Here is a 26,643-nt window from a genome sequence, read left to right on the forward strand (position 1 = left end):
CAAATTAAGTTAAAAATTCTTTCTTCACCCATTTATTGTCAGAACTGATTTTACTCCAGCCATTACTTTCTTCGGTAATAAAAACCTCCTGATTTTGAGCTAGTGCCGAAACCTTAGGAAAATTGGTGCCAGGACCGCTTCTCACATTCAAAGTACTTGCATTTACCGTTGCTCTCGTTACGGTTTTGGTATAACTGCCATTTACCCAATGCTGTTGTGATCCGGAAATTTTATACCAGCCGTTTTTTTCTTCATAAACCCGTAAAACTGCACCTAAGGTTGCTGGTGCTACGCTGCTTACTTTTTTACTCTGGGCGTTTGCATCTTCCCTGATGTTCAAGCTGTCGGCTGTAACCGCTACATATTTAATTACGTTTTGCGCTGGCTGTGGTACTGCGCCATTTAAGGCAGCGCTAACCAGCGGTAAGAAATTTTGATTGCAATCTGCAACCTTATTGCCACCAAAAAAGTTGGTGCCGGGGCAGGTTTTGTTGTTGCCAGTACCATTATTTCGAACGCCCGTAATTAAATTAAACCAATGGTGGTAAACTACTTTATCACTGTTCACAGCAATACCGAACTTTTTGCATAGGGCTGCGGTTAACTTAATGATCGTATTTTGGTGCTCAGCGGTCATGGTATCCTTGCCTGCATCAAAATTTCCGAGATTTTCTATACATATCGCATTCGAATTAAAACCCAGAATGCAGGCAGGTGTATCCTCCAGACTTCGGCCTGTTAAAATACTGCCATCTGGAAAAGTAGTAAAGTGCTGGGCAATATCTTTCCAGCCGTTGTGACTTACATGATAACTTTTCATGCCTTGTTGCAAGTCGAAGTGATTGTTGCCTTTAAAATTTACATAAGAGGGGCTCCAGGTGTGGTGCTCCTGAACATACAAAATGGTTCTGGCGACCCTTAAATTTGAAATCCAGGTTTCAAATTCAGAGATGTCCATTTTGGTAAAACCGGATTTACTGGTCATAACAAAATTGGTTTAGGTTAATACTAAATAGCTGTTGTAGGATGGGTGGTTTCGGGGGCTCGCGCCGCCTATATAAATATAGCTAATAGTATTGAAAAAGTATATAACTTTTTTAATATCAGTTTGTTATGTTTTTGTGTCGATTTTGGTTTTGCCAATCTAAAGTTTAAGGTGATTTACCTTTTTCCTTATCTAAAACAGTAAATACCTGTACCAGTCTTTCGCCGCTTTCATCAACCAAAGTTAAGGTGTGTTTTCCTGGTGGCGGATTAATTGCCAACTGGTGGAAATTGGTTGTAGTTGTTATGTATTCGTTATCAAGGTGCCAGTATATTTTGGCGTGTGGGTTCCTGTGCGCAGCGTTGAGTACAATTTTTCCACGCGTGCCATCGAGTTCAAGTGGAATGTACACGGTGGCGTTGTTTTTAGGATAGATGAGTTCCATCACACTGTTTCCACCCGAAACATCGCAGCCACTTTTAAATGGGGGCAGGCTTTTGTAATCGCTGTTTTTGATTTTATAATAGTATTCCATTGCTGGTGGTAAAATAAACCAGCTCTTGTGCTGCATCTGGGTTACACTTTCGCATAAATCGGTTACCCGGTAAGCGCCAGTTTTATCGAGATGGATTAATTTATGATATGGGCAAACAGCTGTTTTTTCGCCTGCGGGAGGTACTAGTTCTTCTACCACGTTTTCGCAATATTCGCCAGCTTTGTAGCCACTTTGCCTGCAGATTTTGAGTTTCTTTAATTTGGTTGCAGGTGTTTCGAACCATTTGCCATTAGGCAACAGCCTGAAAATATCGAACATTACAGGAGCGGCTGCTTCGATACCCACCAATCCTGGGCGACCTTCGCCATCAGCATTGCCCACCCAAACACAAACCACGTAGTTGGGCGTTAAACCCACTGCCCAGGCATCGCGGAAACCAAAACTGGTACCGGTTTTCCAGGCTATGCGTTGCGAAGATGAAAACTGCTCCCATAAGCCCTCATCACCGGGGCGCATCACTTCCTCCATGGCATTAAAAGTGGCCCAGATAGCTCCATGATCTAAAAATGAATTACGCTGAAGATCGGTTTCATCTTTTTTACTGTCTTTAAGATAGCTGGCTTGCAGGTAATCGTTCGGATTGTATAACCCTTTGTAGGTATTAAAGTGGTTTAAAGTGCGTGCCATACCCATATAGGTGTTGGCCAGATCCCACATGGTTACTTCGCTGCCACCGAGAATGAGCGACAAGCCATAATGATCGGCAGGTTGATTAAGCGTACTGATACCGATTTTTTTGAGCTTATCGTAAAAACGTTCATACTTATATTGTTGCAGCATTTTTACAGCAGGAATATTGAGCGAACGGCTTAAAGCTTTATCAGCAGCGATGGCACCATCGTAACCCAAATCGTAATTTTGCGGCGAATAACCTGCAATTTGGGTAGGGATATCGGCAATTAGGGTATGTGGCAAAATAAAACCATCGTTCATCATACTGGCATACAAAAACGGTTTTAAAGTGCTCCCTGGACTGCGCAAGGCCTTTATCATATCCACATGGCTTTGCAGATCAATATTTTCGGGCTGATAAATGTTACCCACGTAACTCACTACCTGGCGGGATCTAACGTCTAAAATCAACGCTGAAATATTGTTAATATCGTTTGCCCGGTAGCGGTTGTTGTAACGCTTTAAGATTGCGTTTACCTTGATTTGGATATTTTCATCTAAGGTTGAAGTAATTCTGGTCGAATTTACATCGAGGTTTTTCTGCTCTGCTTTAAAGCGATTTAACAAATGTGGTGCATTTTGCGGCAGGGGTAAAGGTTTGCCTGGAACAGGTTCTAGTTTGGATAAATTAGCGGTAGTTTGGTCGATATATTTCAATTTGACCAGTTTATCCAATAAATCGTTTCTCTTTTTGATCAGTTTTTCGGAATTTTTACCCGGATGTACCAGCGAAGGACTATTGGGTAACACCGCAAGCGTAGCCATTTCGCCCCAGGAAAGCGTTTTGGCATCGCGACCATAATAGCGCCAGCTGGCAGCTTCCAAGCCTACTACGTTACTGCCAAAAGGGGCATTGGCGGCATACAGGCCAATGATTTCATCTTTATTGTATTTAATTTCCAGTCGGACAGCCAGTATCACTTCCAGCAATTTTTGCCAGATGGTTCGATCTTGCTTACGCGAAAGTCGGATTACCTGCATGCTGAGCGTACTGCCACCACTTACCACACTTTTAGCCCTGAAATTTTGTTTCATGGCTCTGCCCATGGCCAAAAGATCGACACCAAAATGATGATAGAATCTTTTATCCTCGAAGGCAATGATACAATCTTTAAATTTTACTGGTACCGAGTCAGCAACTGGAAAACGCCATTGTCCATCGCTGGCTATTGCTGCACTTAGTAAATTACCATTGCGGGCTTCGATAACATAAGAGGTAGGTGTTTTAAAAAGCTTTGCCGGTAAGGAAAAAAGAAATACCAAAAGCAGCACCACACACACAATATCGGAAATCAGGAATGCTTTTGGTATTTTGTTCATTGGTTTTTTGAGTGTATTTGTCGGTTCGTGGTGACACGACCGAGGCTGAGCATCATTAATTTACGCCATGGTTCGTGTCGCCACGAACCCATAATTAACTTTAATTAAAACTCCAATCTTAAATCTTTTAAAAATGAATATCTTACTTCATCTTTTTCGTAAAAAGAAGCGGATGAGTATTCGTAATCTTCAGGTTCATTTGCTAATTGCCAATACTCAGTGCATGGATTATTGTGCAAATAGTTAAGCTTTTGATAAGCCACTTTGGGTGTATATATATGTATTGCCAATGAATCTCTCTTCCAAAACTCATAATTCTTATTACTGGCATTAACATAATAATTCAATAACTGGCCCGGATTTAATAATTTTTTAAATTCATGAGCTGTATATTTTAAAAAAGAACCCTGTACCGTTTCTTTGCCATTCAGTTCTTTTGTCCGCAAAATAGAATGAATATGGTTAGGCATAATTACAAAAGCAAAAATATCAATCTTGTTTAGTCTGCTCAAGTGTTCAAATGAATTTAATATTACTTGCTTAAATTCGGTCGTTAGTAGCAGTTTTTGCCAATTGTTTATGGTTGCCGTCCAAAAGTAAATTTTACCAATTTCAATGTGGCTTTTTCTTTTCTGTTCGAATAATTTGTCCATCTCGATTGGTTAATTGTTTAAACTCGGTTCGTGTCGCCCTGAACCACTAAATTAAAAACTACTTTACCACCTGGACCCACTTACCAGGCTGTGTTGCCGAAATATCATTGTTGTACATGGCTTCGCATTGAACTGCCGACAGGTAATATTTACCCAAATATGAAGCATTCAGTAATACCTTATAAACCAAACTTTCTCCTTCTCTAATATTAAAATAGGTAAAAACGCGGTCGTCGCGAATATCCTGATAGGTAAAAGGAGAGGAGGCCAGCATACTCTGATTATCATTTAATCTGGTATTGATGATTTCCCATCCTGAAGGGAAAATCTGGGTTAAGGCCATTTGCTCATATAAGCCCATCCGTCCCGGATTTTTAACCGTAACTTCTGCATAAAAATCAGTACCCTGTTTTATCGTCGTTGGATCGATTACCGTTCCGTTTAAGCGTTTGTATACTACATTCATATCCAGCACATCAGATCGGTTGGGCAGGAAATTATTCTGTCCGGCAACAGGCTGACCCGCCAAAACCAAACGCACAAACAGCACATTGTTGCCATTATTGGTAACTGATGCGGTGCTGCCTTTAAAGTTTACAGGTGTACTGTTAATGTATTGGTTGCTGTTAACCGGGGCCGATTTTCCATCCAGTACATATTGATATTGCAATTTATTGGCCGATTGATTGGTACCGCAGAATTTGGCAATGGCCAATAAGCTGTAGGCGGTGGTTTGCGTGCTGTACCAGGTATTTTCGCCCAGTTTAGCCGCTAAAGGTTGCAATAAACCGGCTGCTTTGGCTTTTTGCCCGAGTAGGGTAAGTGTTTCTAAAATCATGGCCTGATCGCGGACATCTGACCCATAAGTACCGCCCAGCTGTTTGTAAGCCTCAATTGAAGTATCTAAACCTCTGATCATATTTTGAGCCACTTCATTTTGTCCGGCCAGTTTATAAGCTGCTGCCAAGCGCCATTTAGCTGCTACCGATAAGTATTCAAAAGCTTTTAAACGGTTCATGGCGGCCATTTCAGGTTTTTTGGCCAGGGCCAGCATATATAAGCGGTAAGCTTGCGATAAATCGCCGCCATAAAAATTATTGCTGTTTGGTGCCCAGTTTGCGGCTTTAGATTTCTGATAGCGTAAAAGATCATCTAACAGGCCAACCGGAAGGGTATAACCTGCGTTTTGGGCTTCAACTAAAAAGTGACCGGCATAATTGCTTCCCCATTCATCAGCACTGCCTTCGCCCGGCCAATATGATAAGCCACCTTCAGTCGTCTGGAAACCTTTAAGCCTGTTAATACCTGCTTTAATATTTTTCTCTGTAGCGGCTTTTTGCTGTTCATTAAGTGCGCTGAGCCTGTCGAGGTACAATTGCGGGAAAATGCCGGAAGTAGTCTGTTCGACACAGCCATGCGGATACTGGATCAGGTAACCCAATCGTTTGCTAAGGTTAATGGCCGGGATCGATGAAACTTCGAGTGCTCCCGAATTGGTGCCCACCATCCCGATAGGTTGGTAATTTACCGCCCATTTGGTATGTGGTTGAACGGTTGCCGATACGACATTGGTAACGTAAGGATTCGGATTTCTGATATCCATTTCCACATCGTAATCGGTACGTTCGCCACCACTGGTTGCAATTACCTTAACTTTAGCAATACCCACATTATTCGGAGCTTTTACTTCAAAATAGGCCATTTGCTCGCCCGTTTGTTTGTAGTACAGCTGTTGCTTGTTGTTGCCCTGAACCACTAAATTACTGGCCTGCAATTGTACCGAAACATTTTTCAGATTGGCTTCCGTAGCAAAAACCGTTACCGGGAGTGTAAAAGTTTCGCCCGGACCAATTACCCGTGGTAAAGTAGCCAGTACCATTAAAGGTTTTTTAACCTGCACCGCTTTCTCAGCAAAGCCATAAGCAGCATCCTGACCAGCCACCACCATTGCCCTTACTGAGCCTATGTATTGTGGTAGTTTAAATTTGTGGGTTTTGCTTTCGCCTTTGCCAATGGTAAATGGCCCCATAAATTTAACAACAGCTTTAAAGCGGTTTGCTTTGGCAGGATTAAGATTTTTATTGATACTTCCATCACCACCGATACTTAAAATACGTTCTAAATTTCCACCCCAGGCACCCAGCACGTAATCAAATAAATCCCAGGTTTTAACCCCCAAACCTTCGCGGGCATAGAAGGCGCTGTGCGGATCAGGTGTTTTAAAACGGGTAAGGTCGAGCAAGCCTTCATCAACCAACGCAATGGTATAAGTCATGGCCTTGCCATTCTGTTCGCCTACGGTAATGGTATTTTCAGTCTCCGGTTTAATTTTATCGGCCATTTTAATGGTTGGTTTTAAAATGGTTTGCGGATCTTCTACCGATAGCGGAATAGCCCCATACATACGGATTGGTAGATCATTTACCGTTTGAGCATGTGGCTGTAAGAGTGTAATATTGGCAAAAACATTTGGCGCCATTTCTTTTTCGGCCTTAAACTTAAACTGGGTTTGTCCGGCTTTGGTATCTACCCAGAAAGTTTTAAGCACACGACTGCCATTTTCGATAGAAATTAGTGCCCGGCCATCTTTTCCTGTCGGAATGGTAAGGGTAATGTCTTCGCCTACGGTAAATTTCTCTTTATTGGCTGTGAAAGAGAGCATCGAAGCTTCGGTCGGATTGCTTCCCTGCTCACGCTGCGCCCAGCCCGGCCAGTCTACATAAACAGATTTACCGGTTACGTGGCCTCCATTGATATCGCGTACCAAAATGAGGTAACGGCCCCATTCTGGTTCATTAACGCGTAAATTCCAGCTTCCTTTACCGTTAGTAAGGTTAACCTGATGGCTTTCTACCAGTTTATTGTACTGGTTTTGGGTAAAATTGGCATAAGTGTACTGATCATCTTGTTCCCACCACCAGCGCCATTGGGTTTTATACAATTCAACCTGAACGGTCTTGCTGCCGGTCAACAGCTTGCCATCGGTATTTACATTTACAATTTCGATCTTATGATCCTGCCCGGTAACCAGCATGCCACTTAAACGGTCGCCTTTTGGTGGACGTATACCCAGATAACTGCTGTAAACATGGTAAGGGATACTAAAATTATCGATACTGAAGTTACCTCCAGGCTCGAAAACCTTGGTGGTAAAATTTGCCCGCAATACTCCTGGTGCAGTATTATTTTCGTTGAGATTGGTGTTTACCTGTGCCGAACCATTTTGATTTAAAGTACCCTCAAAAATGGTTTTAACCTGCGACTCAAAATTTACAGTTGGATTATCAAAACTAAAACCTTCAAAACCTTTAAACTTGGTTTCGGTGGTATTTAAATTAACATCTACCTTGGCTTTCAGGTTTTGGGCCACAGCACCAAAGAGCCATTTGGCCGATAGGGTAGCGGCAGAAGTACCACTGGTTAAATAAGGTCTGTTACCAACATTGAAATCAATTTTAAGGCGGTTAGGCATAACCGTCTCAATTTTAAGTGTTTTGGTGAAAGTAGCTCCGCCGGCTTTTACTTTGGCCATCCAGTTACCTGTTGGAGCTGTATTATCAGTTGCAGTCTTAAACGTATAGAAACCGTTAAGTGGTTTGCCATTAATCAGGCGCTTATACAACTGGCCTTTTGGATTATAAAACTCCATCGTTACCGGATAATTTGCCGGAAGTTTCTTGAGTTTATCTTCCAAAACAAAGGACACGAATAAGCTGTCGCCCGGACGCCAAACGCCGCGTTCGCCATAAATAAAACCTTTTAAGCCGCTTTGTACCACATCACCACCTACATCGAAACGGCTTAATGGCAGCGAACTGCCATCATCGAGCTTTAAATAACCGCGTTCTGAACCATTTTTTGCAATCAGTAAAAATGGCTGGCGTTTTAAATCAAACCTGGCCAAACCATCACCATCCGTTTTGGTGGTGAAAATAATCTGTTTCTGGTAATCCATCAGCTCCAGATTTACACCACTCAATGGTTTGGCTGTTAATAAATCAGTAGCCACTACCAGCATCGAATTATCGTTACCGCGTTTGGCAACTAAACCAATGTTCGATGCAATTAAGTTTCTGCTGGTCCAGCGTTGGTTGGTATAGAAAGATGGGGTACATGGATTGTCCTTATCATTCCATCTGTAATTTGAAGGATAATAATTGTTGTAGCGCGACCAGAAGTCGTCGTCTTCATCTATTTTTTCGCCATAACCTTCTTCGTAGTCGCCATATTCTGCTCCGTCTTCACCGTCACCAGCTTTTTCTTCGCCAGCTTTACAGTTATAAGCATTGTATTCCTGCCTGAAAGCAATGGTGACACGGTACATGGCACCTGGCTCGGTACGGATCATTTTATCCAGATCGAGTGTAAAGCGGTTCTTTTTGTGCAGGTTAAGTGCTTTATCTTCGTCTAAACGAACTGTTTTTTGCAAAATTGGTTTAGCCACCCTGCGCAACTCGTTACCATCTTTATAACTATTTGTCTGGAAGAACTGCGGAATATTATTTTCGTAAATCTTGATTACAGTTACATCAACTGCTTTCAGGTTAATGGCTTCGAAAGGTAAAACCAGTTTGCCCGAATTGGGTAAAATAGAACCACCACCGGAGATCGTTACTGCAGGCAGCTTATCTTCAAAAACGAGGTTGGCCATTTTACCTGTGGCCAGTTTTTTGCCATTGATGTTTTCGATACCGGCATTGGCATTTAAGGCATAGTTACCTTTAAGCTCTTCGGCAGCGTAAACCTTAACCTGACTGGCATCAATCGTGTAGCGTAGATCGCTCAAATTCCCCAGTGTAATCATCCCTGTTAAATCCTGACCAACACCAATAGGCTCAGAAAATTGCACCAGGGCATAATCTTCCTCACCCTGGATGGCTTTAATATCGAGAATTTCGAATTTGTTGAGTGCCGGAACCCTGATTTCTTCACTTCCTTTTTGGTCGGCGTCAATGGCGTCGCCATCCCAGTCTATTTTTAAAGTCTGATCGCTTCCGGTTTTCTTAATGCTGTCTATCGTAAATTTAGAAGTGTTTTTTGCCGGATCGTGCTGCCATTTTACTTTTAATTTTTGGTCGAAATCTAGCTCAATGGTTTTTTCTATTTTACTGGTTTCTTCCACGTCGGCAGTGGCTACTTCACCGGTTAGCTTCATATAATCGAGCGCGGTATTGTTTTGTGAAACGAGCCCGTTTTGAGAGAGCATGATACCTGGTGTAATTACTTTAAACTCAAAATCGAAATCTTCGAGCCCTTTTTCGGTAGCCGAAACTTCCGACAATTTGAAGGTTGCCTCGTAGTTTTTGCCTGGTTTGAGGTTTTCATCTGGCCTGAATTCTATCGTCTGCGGATCAATCCAATAGGCTTTTCCGGAGATAGAAGGTGAGAAATCAAACAACTCACGCGAATCGGCTTTGCCTAGATCCTGCATACCGGTTGCTGCATTAGCCAGGTGTACACGGATAAAACTTTTTTTCGAAATGGTACCTGAAGTATAGGCTTCGATGTACTTGGCGTAAGCCTGGTTTTCTTCGTTTGTTTTTTTCTTCTTGTTAAAATATACAAAAAGAATAGCGGCAATTGAAACTAAGAGGAGTCCGCCAAAGATTAATCTCTTCTTTGATGATGATCGGTAACTAGATGGATTTTCCATAGGTATTTTAGGTAATTTGAATGAAAAATAACTAAAATTCACGTTAAATAGAATAATGTTGAAAATTAGCGTGCTTAACTTGTTCCTTTCCACAGTTTTGGATAAGTTTACAGCCGTTAACCAAAATAATCCCTTATGATCAAGAAAATATTTGTTTTATCTGCTTTACTTTTAGGAGCCGTACATTTTTCTTTCGCACAAAAAGCTGAAGTTGAAGCAGCTGTAACGAAATTAACCAAGCTGATGGTTACACCAGATAGTTCGTCGTTGGATAAGTTAATCCTGCCAAATTTGAGCTACGGACATTCGAGTGGGAAAATACAGACCAAACAGGAGTTTTTGCACTCTTTACTCTCTGGTGAATCTGATTTTGTAGACATTAACTTAACCGATCAATCGGTTATCATTCAAAATAAAACCGCATTGGTACGCCATACTTTAAACGCGAAAACCAATGATAAAAATGTACCTGGAAATGTGAAGTTGTATATTCTGCTGATTTGGAGCAAAGAAAAAGCAGGGTGGAAGTTACTGGGCAGACAAGCGGTTAAGGTACCATAGGATAGTTTGGAGTTTTCAGTTTGGAGTTTTCAGTTCTGGATGCAGAAGTAGCGATATGGCTAAGGTTGCAAACTTCCTTTAGTCTGGAGTGGCAGTTTTCAATATTAGGCGAAGAGCTAACACGTACGCGATAAATTTCTCGGACAACAGATCATAAAGATACTTTCGTTAGCTGATTTTTAATTTTGAGTTAGGAAAATATGGATATAAAGTGTTGGTTTACTGTGTTTTAAAAGATTGTAGCGATTTAATTTACAATTTCGGAATATGATTCCGAAATTGTAAATTTATAGAATGATTGAAAGAATTGCTAAAAAAGAATTGCTGGAACTAAGTAGTCAATTTAAATCCGTAGCAGTAATAGGTCCGAGGCAATCGGGTAAAACAACTTTAACCAGGTATGCTTTTCCTGAAAAGCCTTATGTTTCTTTGGAAAATCCTGATACACGTCTTTATGCTGAAGATGATCCACGTGGTTTTTTAAGCCAGTTTCCAAATGGAGCGATTTTAGATGAAGCGCAAAGAACCCCTAAATTATTCTCTTACATCCAACAAATTCTGGACGAATCATCTTATAAGGGAAAATTCATCATTACAGGATCAAATAATTTTTTACTTCAGGAAAGTATTATACAAAGTTTGGCAGGAAGAGTGGCTTACATAAAACTTTTGCCTCTTTCTATTCCAGAATTGAAATCTGCAGGTATGCTTGAAGAAAATATTAACAGGTTTATTGTTAAAGGTGGTTATCCTTCCATTTACGATCAAAATATTCCAGCCAATAAATGGCATCAGAATTATATAAATACTTATATAGAAAAAGATGTTAGGCAAATAAAAAATATTACTAATTTATCGGCTTTCGAAAGATTTTTAAGATTATGTGCCGGAAGAATTGGCCAGCTGTTAAATATGAATAGCTTGGGAATTGAAGTAGGTGTTGATAGTAAAACAATCGCTTCATGGATTGGAGTTCTGGAAAGTAGTTTCGTAATACATTTACTGAAACCGCATCATCAAAATTTTAACAAAAGAATAGTTAAAATGCCAAAGCTATATTTTTATGATACGGGATTGGCAACAGCCTTACTTGGCATACAAAATGATTTGCAATTAGACACTCATCCAAGTAAAGGAAGTCTTTTTGAAAATATGATAATTATTGAGATGTTAAAGGCAAGATTTAATAAGGGGCTAAATGATAATCTATACTTTTGGAGGGATAATGTTGGTAATGAAATTGATGTTCTAATTGATGAGGCGGGAATACTCAGGCCAATTGAAATTAAGGCAGGTAAAACAATAAATACAGATTATTTTAAAGGAATAAATTTCTGGAACAAATTAACCTCCGGAAATGGTGGTGAAATAATATACGCAGGAACTGAATCACAGATAAGAAGCAATAATATTAGTGTTTACCCCTGGTACAGTTTCAATCCTGAATTTTAAATTATATAAAGTTACTTTAGTTTTTATTCCAAACTTATTTAATCATTACCCCCGGGCGGTTTACCAATGGAATTTTAATCAAATTAGAATCGATAATGCTTTCTGGAAGGAAAATGAATTTCTTATCGTAAATGGTGCCATCAATGTAATAGCTGAGCCAATATTCGTTGGTTAAGCCAAAAACTTCGGGATCTATGGCTTCAACACCGGCAAAAGATTGCGCTTCCATATCGCCGATAAAATGCCTTAAAACAGAAGTTTTAACTTGTTTGCCATCTTTTTCGCCATAACCTTTAGAGCTGATCAATACATTGGTAATGGGCTCGTTTTTTAGGTTGACAAGGTAAACCGTCCAGTTTTTTATTTCTGGCGTTTCGCTCATCAGCACAACGGCCATGGCAATATCTTCAACTGTATTTTCTGGTAAATCTGATTTCAAAGGGGGTAACTGTTTAAATTGTTTAATCGGTTAATTGTATAAGTTTTAAAATTTGAATTTATCTGTCCTGCTGAGCTTGTCGAAGCACTTACTTTTAATGTCCTTCGACAGGCTCAGGATGACAATTCTATTTTCTAAACCCTTTAAACGATGCGTGATTTATTTCTTCTTCGCTACAGCTTTTTTAGCCGGAGCTTTCTTCTTTGCCGGGGCTTTCTTTTTTGTTTCGAAAGCGTTTGGTACCTGCTCCACAATCATCTTTTTAACCACTTCCAGGTCGATGTCAACCAGTTCTTCCGCGGTATATTTTTGTTTGGTGGCTTCGTTGTTTCTCAGTTTCAGCATCAGTTTACCAAAACGAATGAATGGTCCCCAACGGCCGTTTTCGATCGAAATTTTCTCGGCATCCCAGGTTTTAATGTACCTGTTGGCCTCTTTTTCTACTTTTTTGCCAATTAAGGTTTCAATATCGGCCTGTGTAAGGTTATTGAAATCGTAACCTTTAGCCGGGATATTGATAAACAAGTCGTTCCATTTAATAAACGGACCAAAACGGCCTTTTCCTTTGGTAACGCCCAAGCCCTGGTAATAGGCAATAGGCGCATCGTCGTCCATTTTCTGGCGGATAATTTCAACAGCTCTTTCGTAGGTTACCGACAGTGGTTCTTCGTTTTTAGGCAATGAAATAAAACTCTCACCCCATTTTACATATGGACCAAATCTGCCTACACCAATTACTACTTCCTTACCCTCAAAATCGGGTAGCTGGAAAGGTAGTTTAAATAATTCTAATGCATCGTCAAGCGTAATGGTAGCAACCGATTGGTTACGCATTAAGCTGGCATAGCGGGGCTTTTCTTCTTCATCTAGCTCGCCAATTTGCACCAGCGGACCAAATTTACCCACTTTGGTGTAAACGTTTTTACCCGTTGCGGGATCAAGTCCTAACAGGCGTTCGCCGGTAGCACGTTCTGCAGTTTCTAAAGTAGTTTCTACTTCGGTGTGGAAAGGATTGTAGAAAGAATGGAGCATTTTTGTCCACTCTTGTAAGCCCTGCGCAATCTCATCAAATTCTTTTTCTACTTTGGCAGTAAAGTTAAAATCGACGATTCCTTTAAAATGTTCAACCAGGAAATCGTTAACTACCTCACCAATATCGGTAGGGAAGAGTTTCGATTTTTCGGCTCCGGTTATTTCTGATTTGGTTTCTTTTTTAACCTTGCCGTCGGCCAAAGTAATGGCTGTAAACTTACGCTGTTTACCTTCACGGTCTTCTTTTACTACGTAACCACGGTTTTGTACGGTAGAAATGGTTGGTGCATAAGTAGACGGACGGCCAATGCCCAGTTCTTCTAATTTTTTAACCAAACTGGCCTCTGTATAGCGTGCCGGCGGACGAGAATAACGCTCAGTTGCCTGCATTTCTTTTAAAAATAATTCCTGCCCCTTAGCTAAAGGAGGTAAGATTGAGCCACCTTCTTTTTCATCGCCTTCTTCATCGTCGGTTGATTCGAGATAAACTTTTAAGAAACCATCAAATTTCAGCACCTCACCTTCAGCCACTAAATGCTCTTTGCGGGTTGATGCGGTAATTTGTGCAGTAGTTTTCTCGAATAAGGCTTCGCTCATTTGCGAGGCAATTGAACGTTTCCAGATCAGATCGTACAAACGTTTTTCTGAAATATCGCCATCAACCGTATGTCTGTCGAAATAGGTAGGGCGGATGGCTTCGTGGGCCTCTTGTGCACCTGCCGATTTGGTTTTATAAACCCTTGGCTGGTGATATTTTTCGCCGTAGGCCGATTTGATTTCGGCAGCTGCAGCATTTATAGCGGTTTCTGATAAGTTTACCGAGTCAGTTCTCATGTAGGTAATCTTACCCGCCTCATATAATCGTTGGGCAACCTGCATGGTTCTGGCAACCGAAAAACCTAATTTTCTGGAGGCTTCCTGTTGCAGGGTTGAAGTGGTAAAAGGTGCTGCCGGATTACGTTTTGCCGGTTTGGTTTCTAAGCTGCTAATGGTAAATGCAGCACTGGCACAATCCTGAAGGTATTTCTCTGCATCGGCTTCGCTTTCGAAACGCTGTGGTAATTCGGCTTTTACCAGTTCGCGGCCTTTGCCGGTAGTAAACTGGGCTGTTATTTTATATGCTGCTGAAGCATTAAAGTTTAAAACTTCTCTTTCTCTATCTACAATTAAACGTACGGCAACAGATTGCACACGGCCTGCAGATAAAGATGGTTTTACCTTTTTCCATAATACCGGCGAAAGCTCAAAACCTACCAGCCGATCTAAAACGCGGCGGGCTTGTTGTGCATTTACCAGGTTATAATCGATACCCCGTGGACTATCGATGGCTTTTAAAATGGCAGGTTTGGTAATTTCATGAAAAACGATCCGCTTGGTTTTTTCTACTTTAAGGCCTAATGTTTCGAATAAGTGCCACGAAATGGCTTCTCCCTCGCGGTCCTCATCGGATGCTAACCATACCATTTCGGCATCTTTAGCAAGCTTTTTCAGTTCGGCAACCACATTTTTCTTATCGGCGGGCACCTCGTAGGTTTGGGCAAAATTGTTTTTGATATCAATTGCCATGTCGCCCTTCACTAAATCACGTATATGGCCATAGCTAGACTTCACCAGGAAATCTTTGCCTAAATAGCCTTCAATAGTTTTAGCTTTTGCGGGTGACTCGACGATTAGTAAGTTTTTTGCCATGAAATACGTTTTTGTGCAAATAAAGCTATAATTCAAGCATAAATCAAAACCTGATTAAAATTTAATACAAATTTTTTGCTGATTTTTTTAGTGATCGTGATCATTTTTTAGAAAAAAGAGCTAGAAATGAGTGGTTTTAATGCGTTTTTTTATATCCTGGCTGAAGGATTTGAATTGCTTATGACTTACTTACTAAGAGCGGCTCCTGGCTGGTGCGCTGGTAAGCAAGCTGAGGTTTTTACATTTTACCTGTGTTTATAAACCCGGTCCGATAGCTATCGGATGTACGGATGCTCCCGGTTTTTTATGCCTGAGCAGGAGGGAAAGCGGGCTGTTGCTGCCGAAATGTTACTGGCTTATATTTTCTAAAAATCATACTTATTATAAAACAAGCTGACTTTTTACCCATCCATCTTACATTTTACACGAACTTTACCTATGTCGAAACTATTTGTAGCTATATTCGTATATAAAATAAAAAACGATGATAAGCACAATTTTAATTCTATTAAACTTTTTGGTGCCAAACCCGCCAAAAAATGTTTACGATTTTAGCTTTAAAACCATTGATGGTAAAGAAATTAAACTATCGAAGTTTAAAGGCAAGAAGATAATGATCGTAAATACGGCTTCTAAATGTGGATATACGCCGCAATACGAAGACCTGGAAAAACTGCAAAAACAATATGGTAAAAAGGTGGTGTTAATCGGATTCCCGGCTGGTAACTTTGGTGGACAGGAGTTTTCGACCAATGCGGAAATTAAGGAGTTCTGCACAGGTAAGTACAATGTTTCGTTTTTACTGGCAGAGAAAAGCAGTGTAAAAGGCGATGACATTAGTCCGTTGTTTAAATACCTGACTTCGCAAACCAATACGGAGGAGCAAGGTGATATTAAATGGAACTTTGAAAAATTCCTGATTAACGAAAAAGGGGAGTTGGTGCACCGTTTCCGTTCTAAAGTTAAACCAACTGATGAATTGATTACAAAGAACCTATAAAGGGAATTTCAGACTTGAGATAGGAGACTTGAGATGTGAGATGGGGTAGTCTTTGCTCATGCTAATCTTTTAGAAAAGGTAAAATGAAATTTGGGTATTGTTCCATCTTCCATTTTACCTTTTCCTTTTTATACTAGTTACGTTCGAGGACGGTTTTCCAAACAATGCCGCTCAAAACTGCACCCACAATTGGTGCTACAATAAATAGCCAAACCTGACTTAGGGCTTGTCCACCAACCAATATTGCCGGTCCGATACTGCGTGCGGGGTTTACCGATACGCCGGTTACAGGTATGCCTACTATATGTATGAGTACTAAGCTTAATCCAATGGCTAAACCGGCAAAACCCCCGTTAATGTTTTTGGTAGAGGTTGAACCAAAAATTACCAATAAGAAAATGAAAGTTAATACCACTTCGGCAATCAGGCCTGCCTGCAGGTTATAGTGTTGGGGTGAAAAGGCTTCGTAACCATTTTGGCCAAGACCATTGGCGGCCAACGAATATTCTGGTTTGCCAGATGCAATGAGCATGAGTATAAAAGCACCTGCAATGCCGCCTAGAATTTGCGCCACAATGTAGTAGGCTGCTTCTGAAGCCTTCATGCGGCCGGTTACCACCATGCCAATAGATATGGCCGGATTGATGTGACAACCGGATATATGCCCGATAGCATAGGCCATAGCCACTACCGAAAGACCAAAGGCAAACGAAATGCCCAATAAGCCTACACCTGTTGTACCATTGGCGCCTGCTATTACAGCGCTGCCACAACCCATTAAAACCAATACTAGTGTGCCCAGAAACTCGGCACTGAATTTTGAGAATTTGCTTGTCTCCATATAATTATTATTTAAGGTTTACACATTATATTGGGGACGAATATGTATTCGAATATAGGAAAAAATAAACAAAACGGGAATAAAATTTTGTGAGGGAAATTTTGTGCTTTTATAAGGGTATAAGCAAAAAAGAAGGGGCATAAATCCTTATGCCCCCTCAATAAACCAAACAAACTATTTATGAAGTATAGATATAACTCCAATACAGCCAAAATGTTTTGTGGTATAAATGAATTGAGCTATGGATTATTTTTGTTTTGCTTGTTTTTAAAGTGTATTTATTTGTAATACAGGTTTATAGTATTTAAAACTCAAAAAAGCTGTTGTTTTTTGTGACTTTAAAATGTTAAAACAAGTTTAACTGATCGGGTTGGTAAAGTTCCGGACGAAAAACATATTGCTGTGCTGCATTTTGATCGGCACTTACATAGTACAAGTCGGTTTCTTCATATCTCGAAGCTACTTTAACAAATGTATCGCCGGCAACGGTTTTAAAAAGCATTTCTACGAGTTCAGGATCGTTATTGTCTTTTGATAAATGGCTCAAAAGCAAATGGCTCATGTGGGCCGGTTTATGGTTCGTAAACAATTCGAGTGCCTGTGCATTGCTTAAATGGCCATGGCCACCCATAATCCTTTGTTTTAAGAAATAAGGGTACCTGCCATTTTGAAGCATTTGAGTGTCGTAGTTGGCTTCTAAGAAAGCAGCATGGCAATCTTTAAAGTGGTGAATGAGGCGATCGCAAACGGCACCTATATCGGTAAAAACACCAACTTTAACGGTGTTACACTCAATGGTAAAGCTATAAGGATCTGCAGCATCGTGGAATTTAGAAAATGCTGCTATTTTTAAATCACCTATCTGGATGGTTTGCAGGTGGCTTAAAGAAAAGGTATTGGCGGCATCGAGTACCAGGCGACCGCTTTTTAAGGTTGGCGTGCTAATGTAAACAGGAAGTTTATATTTTTTAGCAAAAACGGTAAGGCCTTTAATGTGGTCGCTATGCTCATGCGAAATAAAAATGGCTTTCACTTTGTTTATGGCTAAGCCTAAGCGCGCCATTCGTCTTTCAACTTCCTTGCAGGTTAGGCCTACATCAACCAAAACAGCTTCATTATCGTTACCAACATAGTAACAATTGCCATTACTGCCTGAGTTTATGGATGTAAAATATAGTGCCATATAAGGGGTGCAAGATACGGCTTATTTGCTGAAGGAAAAAAGAAAACTATACACGGCTGCCGTTGTGCTCTACCAGGCGTGAAAGGAGTGGCAGGAAGGCCTGGATGAGGTTGATTTCTTCGGAAGAGAAAATTTTTTCCATGGTTTGAACGAGCCATTCTTCTTTTATTTTGCGCGTGGCAATAATGTGCTTTTCGCCCAATTTGGTTAGGCCAATAAATACTTTGCGTTTATCGTCTTCACTGGGAAAACGTTCTACGCATTTGGCATCGTGCAAACGGTTAATAATTTGTGAAATGGCCTGCTTAGATACCCTTTCCATATCAGCCAGCTCGGTAGATAACATTTTGCCATGCTGCTCTAATAATGACATGGTAAGCAGTTCGGCATTGCTAAACTCAGAGCTTACGTTCTGTTTGCGTAGCTGCCGGGTTAAACGGGTAACGGTACTTCTTAATCGGGCTGCAATATCCTGGGTTTGCGTTGGCATAGTAATGGTAAATAAACTTTACAAATATAAGCTTTAAATTTTATAGGTAAATACTGTTTTTTTGAAAAAACCTATTATTTATGAATTTAATATGATAAAACAAGATGATTTTGATTTTATAGTTCTGTTTAAAAATTCTATTTTTGTAAAGTTACTTTACTATTTTAAACATGAGTATTTTTCGTTCACTAAGGCACTATAATTACAGGTTATTTTTTACAGGACAAGCTATTTCGCTAATTGGTACATGGATGCAGCGCGTAGCCATTAGCTGGTTGGTTTACCGCTTAACAGGCTCGGCTTTTCTTTTAGGATTGATTACCTTTTTAAGTCTAATTCCATCACTGGTACTGGCGCCCTATGCAGGGAGCTATGTAGACAGGCACAACAAGTATAAAATCCTGGTCATTACGCAGGTGATTTTAATGCTGCAGGCAGGTGCGCTGGCTTTAATGATCTGGTTTAAAGTGTATGATATGTTCTGGATTGCGGCACTCTCGCTGGTACAGGGGCTGATCAATGCTTTTGATGTAACTGCACGCCAATCGCTAATGGTAAATTTAATTGATGATAAAGAAGATTTACCAAATGCGATCGCATTAAACTCATCGATGTTTAATGCCGCCAGGTTAATTGGTCCGGCTTTGGCAGGGGTAATTTTGAGTACTTTGGGTGAGGATGTGTGTTTTCTGATCAACTTTGTAAGCTTTATAGCCGTGCTGGCTTGTATGGTGATGATGAAACTTAAGCTAACTGAACATAAAAAATCGACAGAAAACATTTGGATTGACCTGAAAAAAGGTTACGACTATTTAAAGGCATCGCCCGATCTGGCTTCGATGGTTTTAATGATGGCGGCATCGAGCCTTTTGGTGATTCCTTTTACCACGTTGTTACCGGTTTTTGCGAAAGATATTTTTAACGGCAATGCCACCACCTTTGGTTGGTTTGAAAGCGCAGCTGGTTTTGGCGCATTTTTCGGCGCTATTTACATGGCAACTTTAAAGGCAAATCAGAACTTGCAGAAAATAGTAATGATGTCGGGTGTTTTACTGGCGCTTTCGGTAGTGGCACTGGCCATTTCGCCGTCGCTTATCCTGGCTTTAATTTGTACCGGTTTGGCTGCTTTAGGGTTAATGGCACAAACATCATCCATTAACACTTATTTACAAACCCATGCCGATGATTTAATGCGCGGCAGAACGCTTAGTTATTACATTATGGCCTATCAGGGGGTATTACCTATCGGAAGTTTATTAATGGGATATTTAGCCCATCTTTTCGGTACACAGGTGGTGGTGGCTTTCGAGGGGGTAGCAGGTTTACTGATCGTGGCAGCTTTTTCGTACAATGAGAAACACAGGAATCAAATGAAAGACCGGTTTTCTTTGTTAGGAAACTAGGGCGATGGTGTTTTTTACCATATAAGACATTTAAGCTGCTGAGGTATTTTTACCATTAAGGTGTTAAGGACATTAAGTTTTAATATGACTAATATTTCTTAACTGTCTTAATTGCTTAATGATATATTTTTTACCACCTTAGAAACCTAAGGGTATGTTAGGGGATAGAAAGATGTAAGCGCCAGTCTTCTTACGCCGGACTTCCGACCGCTGACTCCAAACTATTTTTTATCATTAAGGTATTAAGGGCATTAAGTTTTTACAGCATATATTTCTTAACTGTCTTAATTTCTTTATGGTATTTTTCCGTACTCAGTCTTCCGACTCCGGACCTCCGACCTCTGACTTTTTTAAATTATGCTTCGTGCACAATCAACTTACAATCCACCATCACTTTCTGATAATTTTCCATATCAATTTCTCTATTGATAAGCTGAAGCAGAAGTTTAATGGCATTTTCGCCTACCGATTCGGGATTTTCTTCAACTGATGCAATGGGTGGGGAATCTAAATAGCTGATAAAAGAAGTGTTGCCAAAGCCTATGCATTCAATCTGATCCAGGTTGGGATGATTGATCGACCTGAGGTATTTAATGGCATCGAACAAAATAGGTTCCTTAAATGCAACCAGGGCGGTAGGTGTATTTTGTGGATTGTCGAAAAGGTTCTGGATAGCCGAAATGGTATTTTCTTTATCAAAATCGGTATAGGCTACCAAATCTGCCGAAAAAGGCACTCCGTTATCTTTTAGCGCATTGATGTAGCCATTAAAGCGATCGTGCGTAAAATTGATCATTTTTGGTCCGCCCAGATAGGCAATTTTTTTGTGCCCGCGGTTAATTAAAAACTGGGTGGCTTTATAGCAGCCCTGAAAGGTGTTGCCTAAAACTTTATGACAGCTTAAATTAAAACTAGGGTTGCGGGTGTAGTACACTACCGGGATGCCCATGTTTTCGAACTGGTCGAGGTGCGCAAAATCCTGTGTATGTTTAGAGATAGCAACGATCAATCCATCAACGCGGCTGCGCAGCAACATGTTGGCCGATTGGATTTCTTTTTCCAGATCATCGTGCGATTGGCTAATGATGACATTGTAGCCGTTTTGGGTTGCAAACTGCTCAACCCCATAAATACTGCGTGTAAAAAAGTGATCTAAAAGATTGGGTAAAATAATACCGATAATGCGCGACTTCTTTTCCTTTAAATTAATGGCCGATTTGTTGGGCGTAAAATGCAATTCGCGAGCCATCTCCTGAACACGTTTTTTGGTGTATTCATTTATGGTAGGATAGTTATTTAGGGCTTTTGATACTGTTGATACTGACATCTTTAACTTTTCAGCCAGGAACTTCAGGGTAACAGGGGTATTGTTCGTCATCTTTTCCAATCTCAATGCATAGTTAAGAAAAAAACACAATTATTTCAAACGTTTGAAATGAGTTTCAATTGATTTTATGGCCTTTTAAGCTATTTTGAAAGACTTTTATCCTTTTAGCTTTTCTACATTCGTTACCACTAACTCAAACTAACCAAGTAAATATGATGAAATCATCCCACAATTGTTTTTGTATGATCATGGCAAGTGCAAAGACTCCAAATTTGGCTGAACAGGCTTACGTAGATTTATCTCAAAAATGTTACTTTTTGAAGATAAGATCGTACCATCCTCAAGACGCATAGGCTTTAGCTAAAGACAAACTAATTTCCCAGCTGTCAGCCCGATTTTTAAGCTGGCTGCAAAATACATAAACCTGTTCCTTTTATTGATTCCAGGCAATAAAAATGAACCGGAAGGGATATGCTATGCATTAAATTTTAACCAAACAGATTAAAATATTGATAATAATTATGGATATACTTTACAATTTAAAAAGGACTTTTGCCAGTGTAGGAACGGAGCGATTCCAAAGGGTTAAGGTGCTTTATGTTTTAACATTCCTTTTATTGATGAGTGCATCGTTTACTGCCTTTGCACAAAGCACAGTAAATGGTACAGTAAAAGATGCAAAAGGAGTTACCCTGCCAGGCGTAAGTGTTCGGGTTAAGGGTACTACACAAGGTGCTGTTACCGATAACGACGGTAAATTTTCGATCAAAGCTGCAGGTAACGCTACCTTAACATTTACTTATGTAGGTTACACAATTAAAGATGTAGCTATAAACAATAAAACCGTATTAAATGTAGTTTTGGAAGATGATACGCAGGGGTTGGATGAAGTAATTGTGGTGGGTTATGGCGTGCAGAAAAAATCTACTTTAACCGGGGCTGTGGCACAGATTGGTGCCGAAGAGGTAATGAAATCGCCAACTCCAAGTCCTACAAATGCCTTAATTGGTCGTTTACCCGGTTTACTGGCGGTGCAAACCAGTGGGCAACCCGGAGCCGATGCAGCGCAGCTAAAGGTACGTGGTGTGGCCACTTACGGATCGAACAATGCTGCAATTGTAGTGGTAGATGGGGTAGAGCGCCCGAGCTTTTCGGATGTAGATGCAAGCGAAATTGAATCGGTAACGGTTTTAAAGGATGCGGCTTCTACAGCCATTTACGGGATCAGGGGGGCGAACGGTATCATCGTGATAACGACCAAACAAGGTAAAATTGGTAAGCCGAAAGTAACGTACACCGGTAACATTGCCATGCAAACCTATACCGGCCTGGCTGTTGGTTTACCCGCTTTTGAAAATGCATCTTTATTAAATCAATCATACGTAAACGATGGAAAAGCACCATTTTTTACCGATGCTGAGCTGCAAAAATTTAAAGACGGTTCAGACCCGATCGGTTACCCCGATGTACAGTGGTTCGATTATTTAACTAAAAAGTATTATGCCCAAACCCAACATAACATTAACATTAACGGCGGTACTAAAATTGCCAAGTATTTTGTTTCTGCAGGTTATGCTTTCCAGGATGGTATTTTCAAGAAATTCGATTCACCTTATGGCATCAATACTGTACCCAATTACAACCGTTACAATTTCCGTTCGAACGTAGATTTAACGCTGAACAAAGATTTCACCGTTGGGATTAAACTGGGCGGCCGTTTTGCCAACCGTTATCAGCCAGCAGGATTATTATCTTCTTCGGCTTTCTCTTATGATACCATTGAGGGGATGATCTCGCGTATTTTGCAGGTGCCGGCGTATGCTTATCCGGTAACGCTACCTGATGGCAGGATCACCGCAAATCCGAACATTGGTACCAACATCTGGAACCCGTTTGCGGTACTAACCCGTTTCGGAACCCGTAACGATGATAACAACACCATAGAAAGTACTTTTAATTTAAACTATAAACTGGGTTTTATTACCAAGGGTTTAGGCTTTAAAACGGTATTTGGCTACGATTCTTATTACAACAATATTGAGCGGAGAAATGCCAACTGGGCGGCTTATGTTTACAATCCGGCAACAGGGCAGGCTACCTTATCAACCGATACCCGTAACCGCGACGAGCCTTTAGGTGCAGTGCAGGATGGAGGGGTAACCAGCGGAAGTACCAACATGAACCTGCAAACCGGTTTTGATTATAACCGCGATTTTGGGAAACATAACGTGGGCGGATTGTTACTGGGTACACGCCAGCTCATCCGCACTACCGGCGCTACACCATTTACGGCTCCGCCACGTGCCTCGCAGGGTGTTGTTGGCCGGGTTACCTACAATTATAATGAACGCTACTTTGCCGAATTCAATGGTTCTTACAACGGATCTGAAAACTTTGCCGAAGGTTTACGTTACGGTTTCTTTCCGGCAGTATCGGCAGGATGGACGCTTACTAACGAGCCTTTCTGGAAAAAGAACAATGTGCTAACCTATTTAAAAATCAGGGGAAGTTACGGGCAGGTTGGTAACGACAGGATTTCGGATAACCGTTTCTTGTTCTTAACTACCTACACCGCCAATTCGGGTGCGCCATTCGGCAATCCGCTGGCTCTGGTTAATTATCCAACCCTTTACATTGGCGATACCGCCTTAGGGAACGATAAAGTAACCTGGGAAACCGGTACCAAAAGAAATATTGGTATGGAAGCGCGTTTCCTGAGCGATAACCTGAAATTAACCGTTGATCTTTTTGACGAAACCCGTAAAGATATTTTAACACCAGCGTTGAGCGGCTCTGCATTATTCGGGCATGCTTACCCCAACTTAAACAAGGGGATAGTGTACAATAAAGGTTACGAAGTTGAGCTCGATTACCAGCGTACAGTGGGTAGCGTAACCTTTGGCCTAAATGCGCAGTTGAGCTACAATAAAAATAAAATCCTGGAGAACGATGAACCAGATGGCATGCCTTTTTCACTGGCCAGAAAAGGTACCAGCGTTGGTCAGTTTTTTGGTTATAAAACCGATGGATTTTTCCAGTCGGCAGCAGATATCGCAGCTTCACCTAAGCTATCGGGATACAATCCAATTCCGGGCGATTTAAAATTCAAAGACCTGGATGGCGATGGCGTAATTACCAATTTAGATCAGGATGCCATAGGCTATACCAATACCCCGCAATATATTTATAGTTTTAGTCCAAGGGTGAGTTATAAAGGATTTTCGCTTTCAGCTTTATTTCAGGGCGTGGCTAACGTAAGCTCAAACGTAATTTTAAACGAGCAGAATAATGGCCAGCAAATGTATCCATTCATGCTCGATTCGTGGACACCGGCTACTGCTGCAACAGCCACCTGGCCAGCATTGCATGCCCGGGGTACAGCATCTTTAAATTATGCTTTAAACGATTTTACCTTACAAAATTCAGCTTATTTAAAAATCAGGAATATCGAGCTGGCCTGGACACTTCCAAAATCGTGGATGAGTACCTTAAAACTAAGCAATGTGCGGGTTTTCTTACAGGGACAGAATATTTACACCTGGACCAAGTATAAGTTCTACATCGATCCGGAGAATGTAAACACCATTAACACGGCATTCCCGCTACAGGCGCTTTATCCAACATCGCGGATTTACAATTTTGGTTTAAACGTTCAATTTTAAGCTCATGAAAAACTACAAGATATATACAGCCATTGTTTTATTAACGCTGTTTGCTGTTTCCTGCAAAAAAGACTACCTGGAAAGAACACCTGGTGTGGCTTTGAGCGAGGACGAAATTTTTGCAGATCCGGCACAGGCTGCCCGCTTTGCAGATAATGCTTATAATTATGTAATTAACAAATATGTACGCTTTAATGATCACCGCGGTTGCGTAGCGCAGGCATCAGACGAGGCCGTTTCGGGCAATTCGGAAGGTACGGTAACCACTTTAAACCGGGGTTTGTACCACGATCACAGTAACGGAGCTTCGTTAAACGATATTTACGATATCTGGAAAAGAATGTACGCTGGTATTGCCATCGAAACCAAAATGCTTTCGCGTTTGGCTGATGTTCCGCCAGCGCCACCTGCTACTGTTCCTATTTTTCAACCGGTGAGGGTAGAGGGCGAGATGCGTTTTTTACGCGCCATGTCTTATTTCGAATTAACCAAAAGATTTGGTGGTGTGCCTATTGTTGATAAGGTATACACCGTTAACGATGAGCTAAATCTACCACGGAGTTCGTTTGATGAGGTTACCAAATACATCCTGGCCGATCTGGCTATAGCCGAAACCAAATTGGGTAACGATGCCGATTATACCGCTGCAGATTATGGCCGACCTACCAAGGGCGCTGTGCAGGCTTTAAGAACCCGCGTGCTTTTATATGCGGCAAGTCCGTTAAATAACCCAACCGGCGATAAAGCCAAATGGGCTGCTGCTGCCGCTGCTGCGCAAAGATTAATGAATGGCGAATTTGGTCCTTATGCCCTGCAAGCCACTTATGGCGATATTTTAAATGTGCCTACTTCATCAGAATACATCATGATCCGCATTAAAGGCAATACGCCATTGGCCGGAGAGATGATGCAGGATTTTTCAATGTCGCCAGGTTCTGGTGGTGCGCAGGGACAAATGAACCCGACTCAAAACCATGTCGATATGTACGAAATGGCCAATGGAAAAGCCATTACCGATCCAACTTCAGGTTACGATCCGCAGAAACCTTATGCCAACCGCGAGCCTCGTTTTTACGATAACATCATTTATAACGATCGCCCATGGCAAGGTAGAGCCATCCAGATGTGGTCATCGCCGGCCGGAGCACTAGATTACAGTACTACCATTACTTATACCGCAACACGCTACTATTGCAAAAAATATTGGCCTGAGGTATATCGTACCGTAGGCGGAAGTACCACCTTGCTCAATTACATTTATTTCCGATATGCAGAAGTATTGCTCAACTATGCCGAGGCACAAAACGAAGCCGTAGGTGCTGATGCATCAGTTTACGAACAGCTGGTTGATATCCGTAAAAGAGCTGGCATTCAACCAGGTGCCGATAACCTTTACGGGCTTAAAGCCAACATGACCCAGGATGAAATGCGTACCGCCATCAGGCATGAACGTGCAATTGAACTGGCTTTTGAAGATCATCGCTGGTACGACATCATGCGCTGGAAAATTGGCGCTACCACCATTGGGGTACCAATGAAAGGCATGGATGTGATTAAACAGGCCAACGGAACCTTTGTGTATACCCCTTTTGTATTGAGCCAGACTTTCCAGAAAACCTGGACCGAAAAGCAAAACCTGTACCCCATTCCGCGTGCAGAAATTTACAAAAGCAAAGGAGTATTAACACAAAATCCGGGTTGGGAGTAGTGAGTTAATCAATGTAA

16 protein-coding genes are annotated in these 26,643 nt (G+C 41.1%); 6 read left to right on the top strand and 10 right to left on the bottom strand.

Translation table 11 applies throughout. The features are described 5' to 3' along the window. Positions 1-4: 4 nt before the first annotated feature. The 4 genes from OC25_RS04280 to OC25_RS04295 all read right to left on the bottom strand — a co-directional run bounded on the left by OC25_RS04280 (position 5) and on the right by OC25_RS04295 (position 9,839). The gene (locus tag OC25_RS04280; RefSeq protein ID WP_039472154.1) at positions 5-985 is read right to left on the bottom strand and encodes an SH3 domain-containing protein; all 981 of its coding nucleotides are present in this window, start codon (positions 983-985) and stop codon (positions 5-7) included. A gap of 166 nt (positions 986-1,151) precedes the next feature. After that, complete coding sequence (gene pbpC / locus OC25_RS04285) at positions 1,152-3,533, bottom strand: penicillin-binding protein 1C (RefSeq protein ID WP_039472157.1); 2,382 nt, start codon at positions 3,531-3,533, stop codon at positions 1,152-1,154. Between the two features lie 104 nt (positions 3,534-3,637). Further along, positions 3,638-4,186: a transposase gene (locus OC25_RS04290; protein ID WP_209435563.1), complete on the bottom strand. Its 549-nt coding sequence runs from the start codon at positions 4,184-4,186 to the stop codon at positions 3,638-3,640. 58 nt (positions 4,187-4,244) lie between these two features. Beyond that, positions 4,245-9,839, bottom strand: coding sequence for an alpha-2-macroglobulin family protein (locus OC25_RS04295; RefSeq protein WP_039472158.1), 5,595 nt, complete (start codon positions 9,837-9,839; stop codon positions 4,245-4,247). A gap of 135 nt (positions 9,840-9,974) precedes the next feature. Between OC25_RS04295 and OC25_RS04300 the strand changes: the two genes are divergently transcribed. Together OC25_RS04300 and OC25_RS04305 are read left to right on the top strand one after the other, a co-directional pair. Continuing rightward, positions 9,975-10,400 carry a nuclear transport factor 2 family protein gene (locus tag OC25_RS04300; RefSeq protein WP_039472160.1) on the top strand — a complete coding sequence of 142 codons (426 nt, stop codon included), beginning with the start codon at positions 9,975-9,977 and terminating at the stop codon, positions 10,398-10,400. Positions 10,401-10,694: 294 nt separating this feature from the next. After that, positions 10,695-11,852, top strand: a complete 1,158-nt coding sequence (locus OC25_RS04305) for an ATP-binding protein (protein ID WP_039472163.1) — start codon at positions 10,695-10,697, stop codon at positions 11,850-11,852. Between the two features lie 34 nt (positions 11,853-11,886). On the opposite strand, the gene OC25_RS04310 is transcribed toward OC25_RS04305, so the two are convergent. Further along, positions 11,887-12,291, bottom strand: coding sequence for a hypothetical protein (locus OC25_RS04310; protein WP_039472165.1), 405 nt, complete (start codon positions 12,289-12,291; stop codon positions 11,887-11,889). A 159-nt stretch (positions 12,292-12,450) separates the two neighbouring features. Next, positions 12,451-15,012, bottom strand: coding sequence for a type I DNA topoisomerase (gene topA, locus OC25_RS04315; RefSeq protein WP_039472168.1), 2,562 nt, complete (start codon positions 15,010-15,012; stop codon positions 12,451-12,453). A 484-nt stretch (positions 15,013-15,496) separates the two neighbouring features. Here topA and OC25_RS04320 point away from each other — a divergent pair, with 484 nt between their 5' ends. After that, a complete protein-coding gene (locus tag OC25_RS04320) occupies positions 15,497-16,012 on the top strand; it encodes a glutathione peroxidase (protein WP_039472170.1) in 516 nt (171 codons plus the stop codon). 133 nt (positions 16,013-16,145) lie between these two features. On the opposite strand, the gene aqpZ is transcribed toward OC25_RS04320, so the two are convergent. The 3 genes from aqpZ to OC25_RS04335 all read right to left on the bottom strand — a co-directional run bounded on the left by aqpZ (position 16,146) and on the right by OC25_RS04335 (position 18,526). Next, on the bottom strand, positions 16,146-16,853 hold the full coding sequence (gene aqpZ / locus OC25_RS04325; protein ID WP_039472171.1) for an aquaporin Z: 708 nt from the start codon (positions 16,851-16,853) through the stop codon (positions 16,146-16,148). Between the two features lie 346 nt (positions 16,854-17,199). After that, positions 17,200-18,036, bottom strand: coding sequence for an MBL fold metallo-hydrolase (locus OC25_RS04330; RefSeq protein ID WP_039472173.1), 837 nt, complete (start codon positions 18,034-18,036; stop codon positions 17,200-17,202). Positions 18,037-18,082: 46 nt separating this feature from the next. Beyond that, entirely contained in the window at positions 18,083-18,526 is a 444-nt protein-coding gene (locus OC25_RS04335; RefSeq protein ID WP_039472175.1) for a MarR family winged helix-turn-helix transcriptional regulator, read from the bottom strand. A 170-nt stretch (positions 18,527-18,696) separates the two neighbouring features. Here OC25_RS04335 and OC25_RS04340 point away from each other — a divergent pair, with 170 nt between their 5' ends. Beyond that, a complete protein-coding gene (locus OC25_RS04340; RefSeq protein WP_039472177.1) occupies positions 18,697-19,929 on the top strand; it encodes an MFS transporter in 1,233 nt (410 codons plus the stop codon). 355 nt (positions 19,930-20,284) lie between these two features. Here OC25_RS04340 and OC25_RS04345 read toward each other — a convergent pair whose 3' ends face one another. Then, a complete protein-coding gene (locus OC25_RS04345; protein ID WP_039472179.1) occupies positions 20,285-21,307 on the bottom strand; it encodes a LacI family DNA-binding transcriptional regulator in 1,023 nt (340 codons plus the stop codon). A gap of 470 nt (positions 21,308-21,777) precedes the next feature. Between OC25_RS04345 and OC25_RS04350 the strand changes: the two genes are divergently transcribed. After that, positions 21,778-24,918 carry a SusC/RagA family TonB-linked outer membrane protein gene (locus OC25_RS04350; protein ID WP_039472181.1) on the top strand — a complete coding sequence of 1,047 codons (3,141 nt, stop codon included), beginning with the start codon at positions 21,778-21,780 and terminating at the stop codon, positions 24,916-24,918. A 4-nt stretch (positions 24,919-24,922) separates the two neighbouring features. Further along, positions 24,923-26,626 (top strand): RagB/SusD family nutrient uptake outer membrane protein, encoded by a 1,704-nt coding sequence (locus tag OC25_RS04355; protein WP_039472183.1) that lies wholly within the window; start codon positions 24,923-24,925, stop codon positions 26,624-26,626. Positions 26,627-26,643 lie beyond the last annotated feature (17 nt).

Origin of the sequence: Pedobacter kyungheensis (assembly GCF_000812965.1) — a bacterium.
Taxonomy (GTDB): Bacteria; Bacteroidota; Bacteroidia; order Sphingobacteriales; family Sphingobacteriaceae; genus Pedobacter; species Pedobacter kyungheensis.

What these genes read in the sequence shown, in the direction of transcription:
- OC25_RS04355 (WP_039472183.1), top strand. Translation starts at nt 24,923, where the DNA reads ATGAAAAACTACAAGATATATACAGCCATTGTTTTATTAACGCTGTTT.
- topA (WP_039472168.1), bottom strand. Translation starts at nt 15,012, where the DNA reads ATGGCAAAAAACTTACTAATCGTCGAGTCACCCGCAAAAGCTAAAACT.
- aqpZ (WP_039472171.1), bottom strand. Translation starts at nt 16,853, where the DNA reads ATGGAGACAAGCAAATTCTCAAAATTCAGTGCCGAGTTTCTGGGCACA.
- OC25_RS04340 (WP_039472177.1), top strand. Translation starts at nt 18,697, where the DNA reads ATGAGTATTTTTCGTTCACTAAGGCACTATAATTACAGGTTATTTTTT.
- OC25_RS04345 (WP_039472179.1), bottom strand. Translation starts at nt 21,307, where the DNA reads ATGACGAACAATACCCCTGTTACCCTGAAGTTCCTGGCTGAAAAGTTA.
- OC25_RS04330 (WP_039472173.1), bottom strand. Translation starts at nt 18,036, where the DNA reads ATGGCACTATATTTTACATCCATAAACTCAGGCAGTAATGGCAATTGT.
- pbpC (WP_039472157.1), bottom strand. Translation starts at nt 3,533, where the DNA reads ATGAACAAAATACCAAAAGCATTCCTGATTTCCGATATTGTGTGTGTG.
- OC25_RS04290 (WP_209435563.1), bottom strand. Translation starts at nt 4,186, where the DNA reads ATGGACAAATTATTCGAACAGAAAAGAAAAAGCCACATTGAAATTGGT.
- OC25_RS04295 (WP_039472158.1), bottom strand. Translation starts at nt 9,839, where the DNA reads ATGGAAAATCCATCTAGTTACCGATCATCATCAAAGAAGAGATTAATC.
- OC25_RS04350 (WP_039472181.1), top strand. Translation starts at nt 21,778, where the DNA reads ATGGATATACTTTACAATTTAAAAAGGACTTTTGCCAGTGTAGGAACG.
- OC25_RS04320 (WP_039472170.1), top strand. Translation starts at nt 15,497, where the DNA reads ATGATAAGCACAATTTTAATTCTATTAAACTTTTTGGTGCCAAACCCG.
- OC25_RS04335 (WP_039472175.1), bottom strand. Translation starts at nt 18,526, where the DNA reads ATGCCAACGCAAACCCAGGATATTGCAGCCCGATTAAGAAGTACCGTT.
- OC25_RS04300 (WP_039472160.1), top strand. Translation starts at nt 9,975, where the DNA reads ATGATCAAGAAAATATTTGTTTTATCTGCTTTACTTTTAGGAGCCGTA.
- OC25_RS04280 (WP_039472154.1), bottom strand. Translation starts at nt 985, where the DNA reads ATGACCAGTAAATCCGGTTTTACCAAAATGGACATCTCTGAATTTGAA.
- OC25_RS04305 (WP_039472163.1), top strand. Translation starts at nt 10,695, where the DNA reads ATGATTGAAAGAATTGCTAAAAAAGAATTGCTGGAACTAAGTAGTCAA.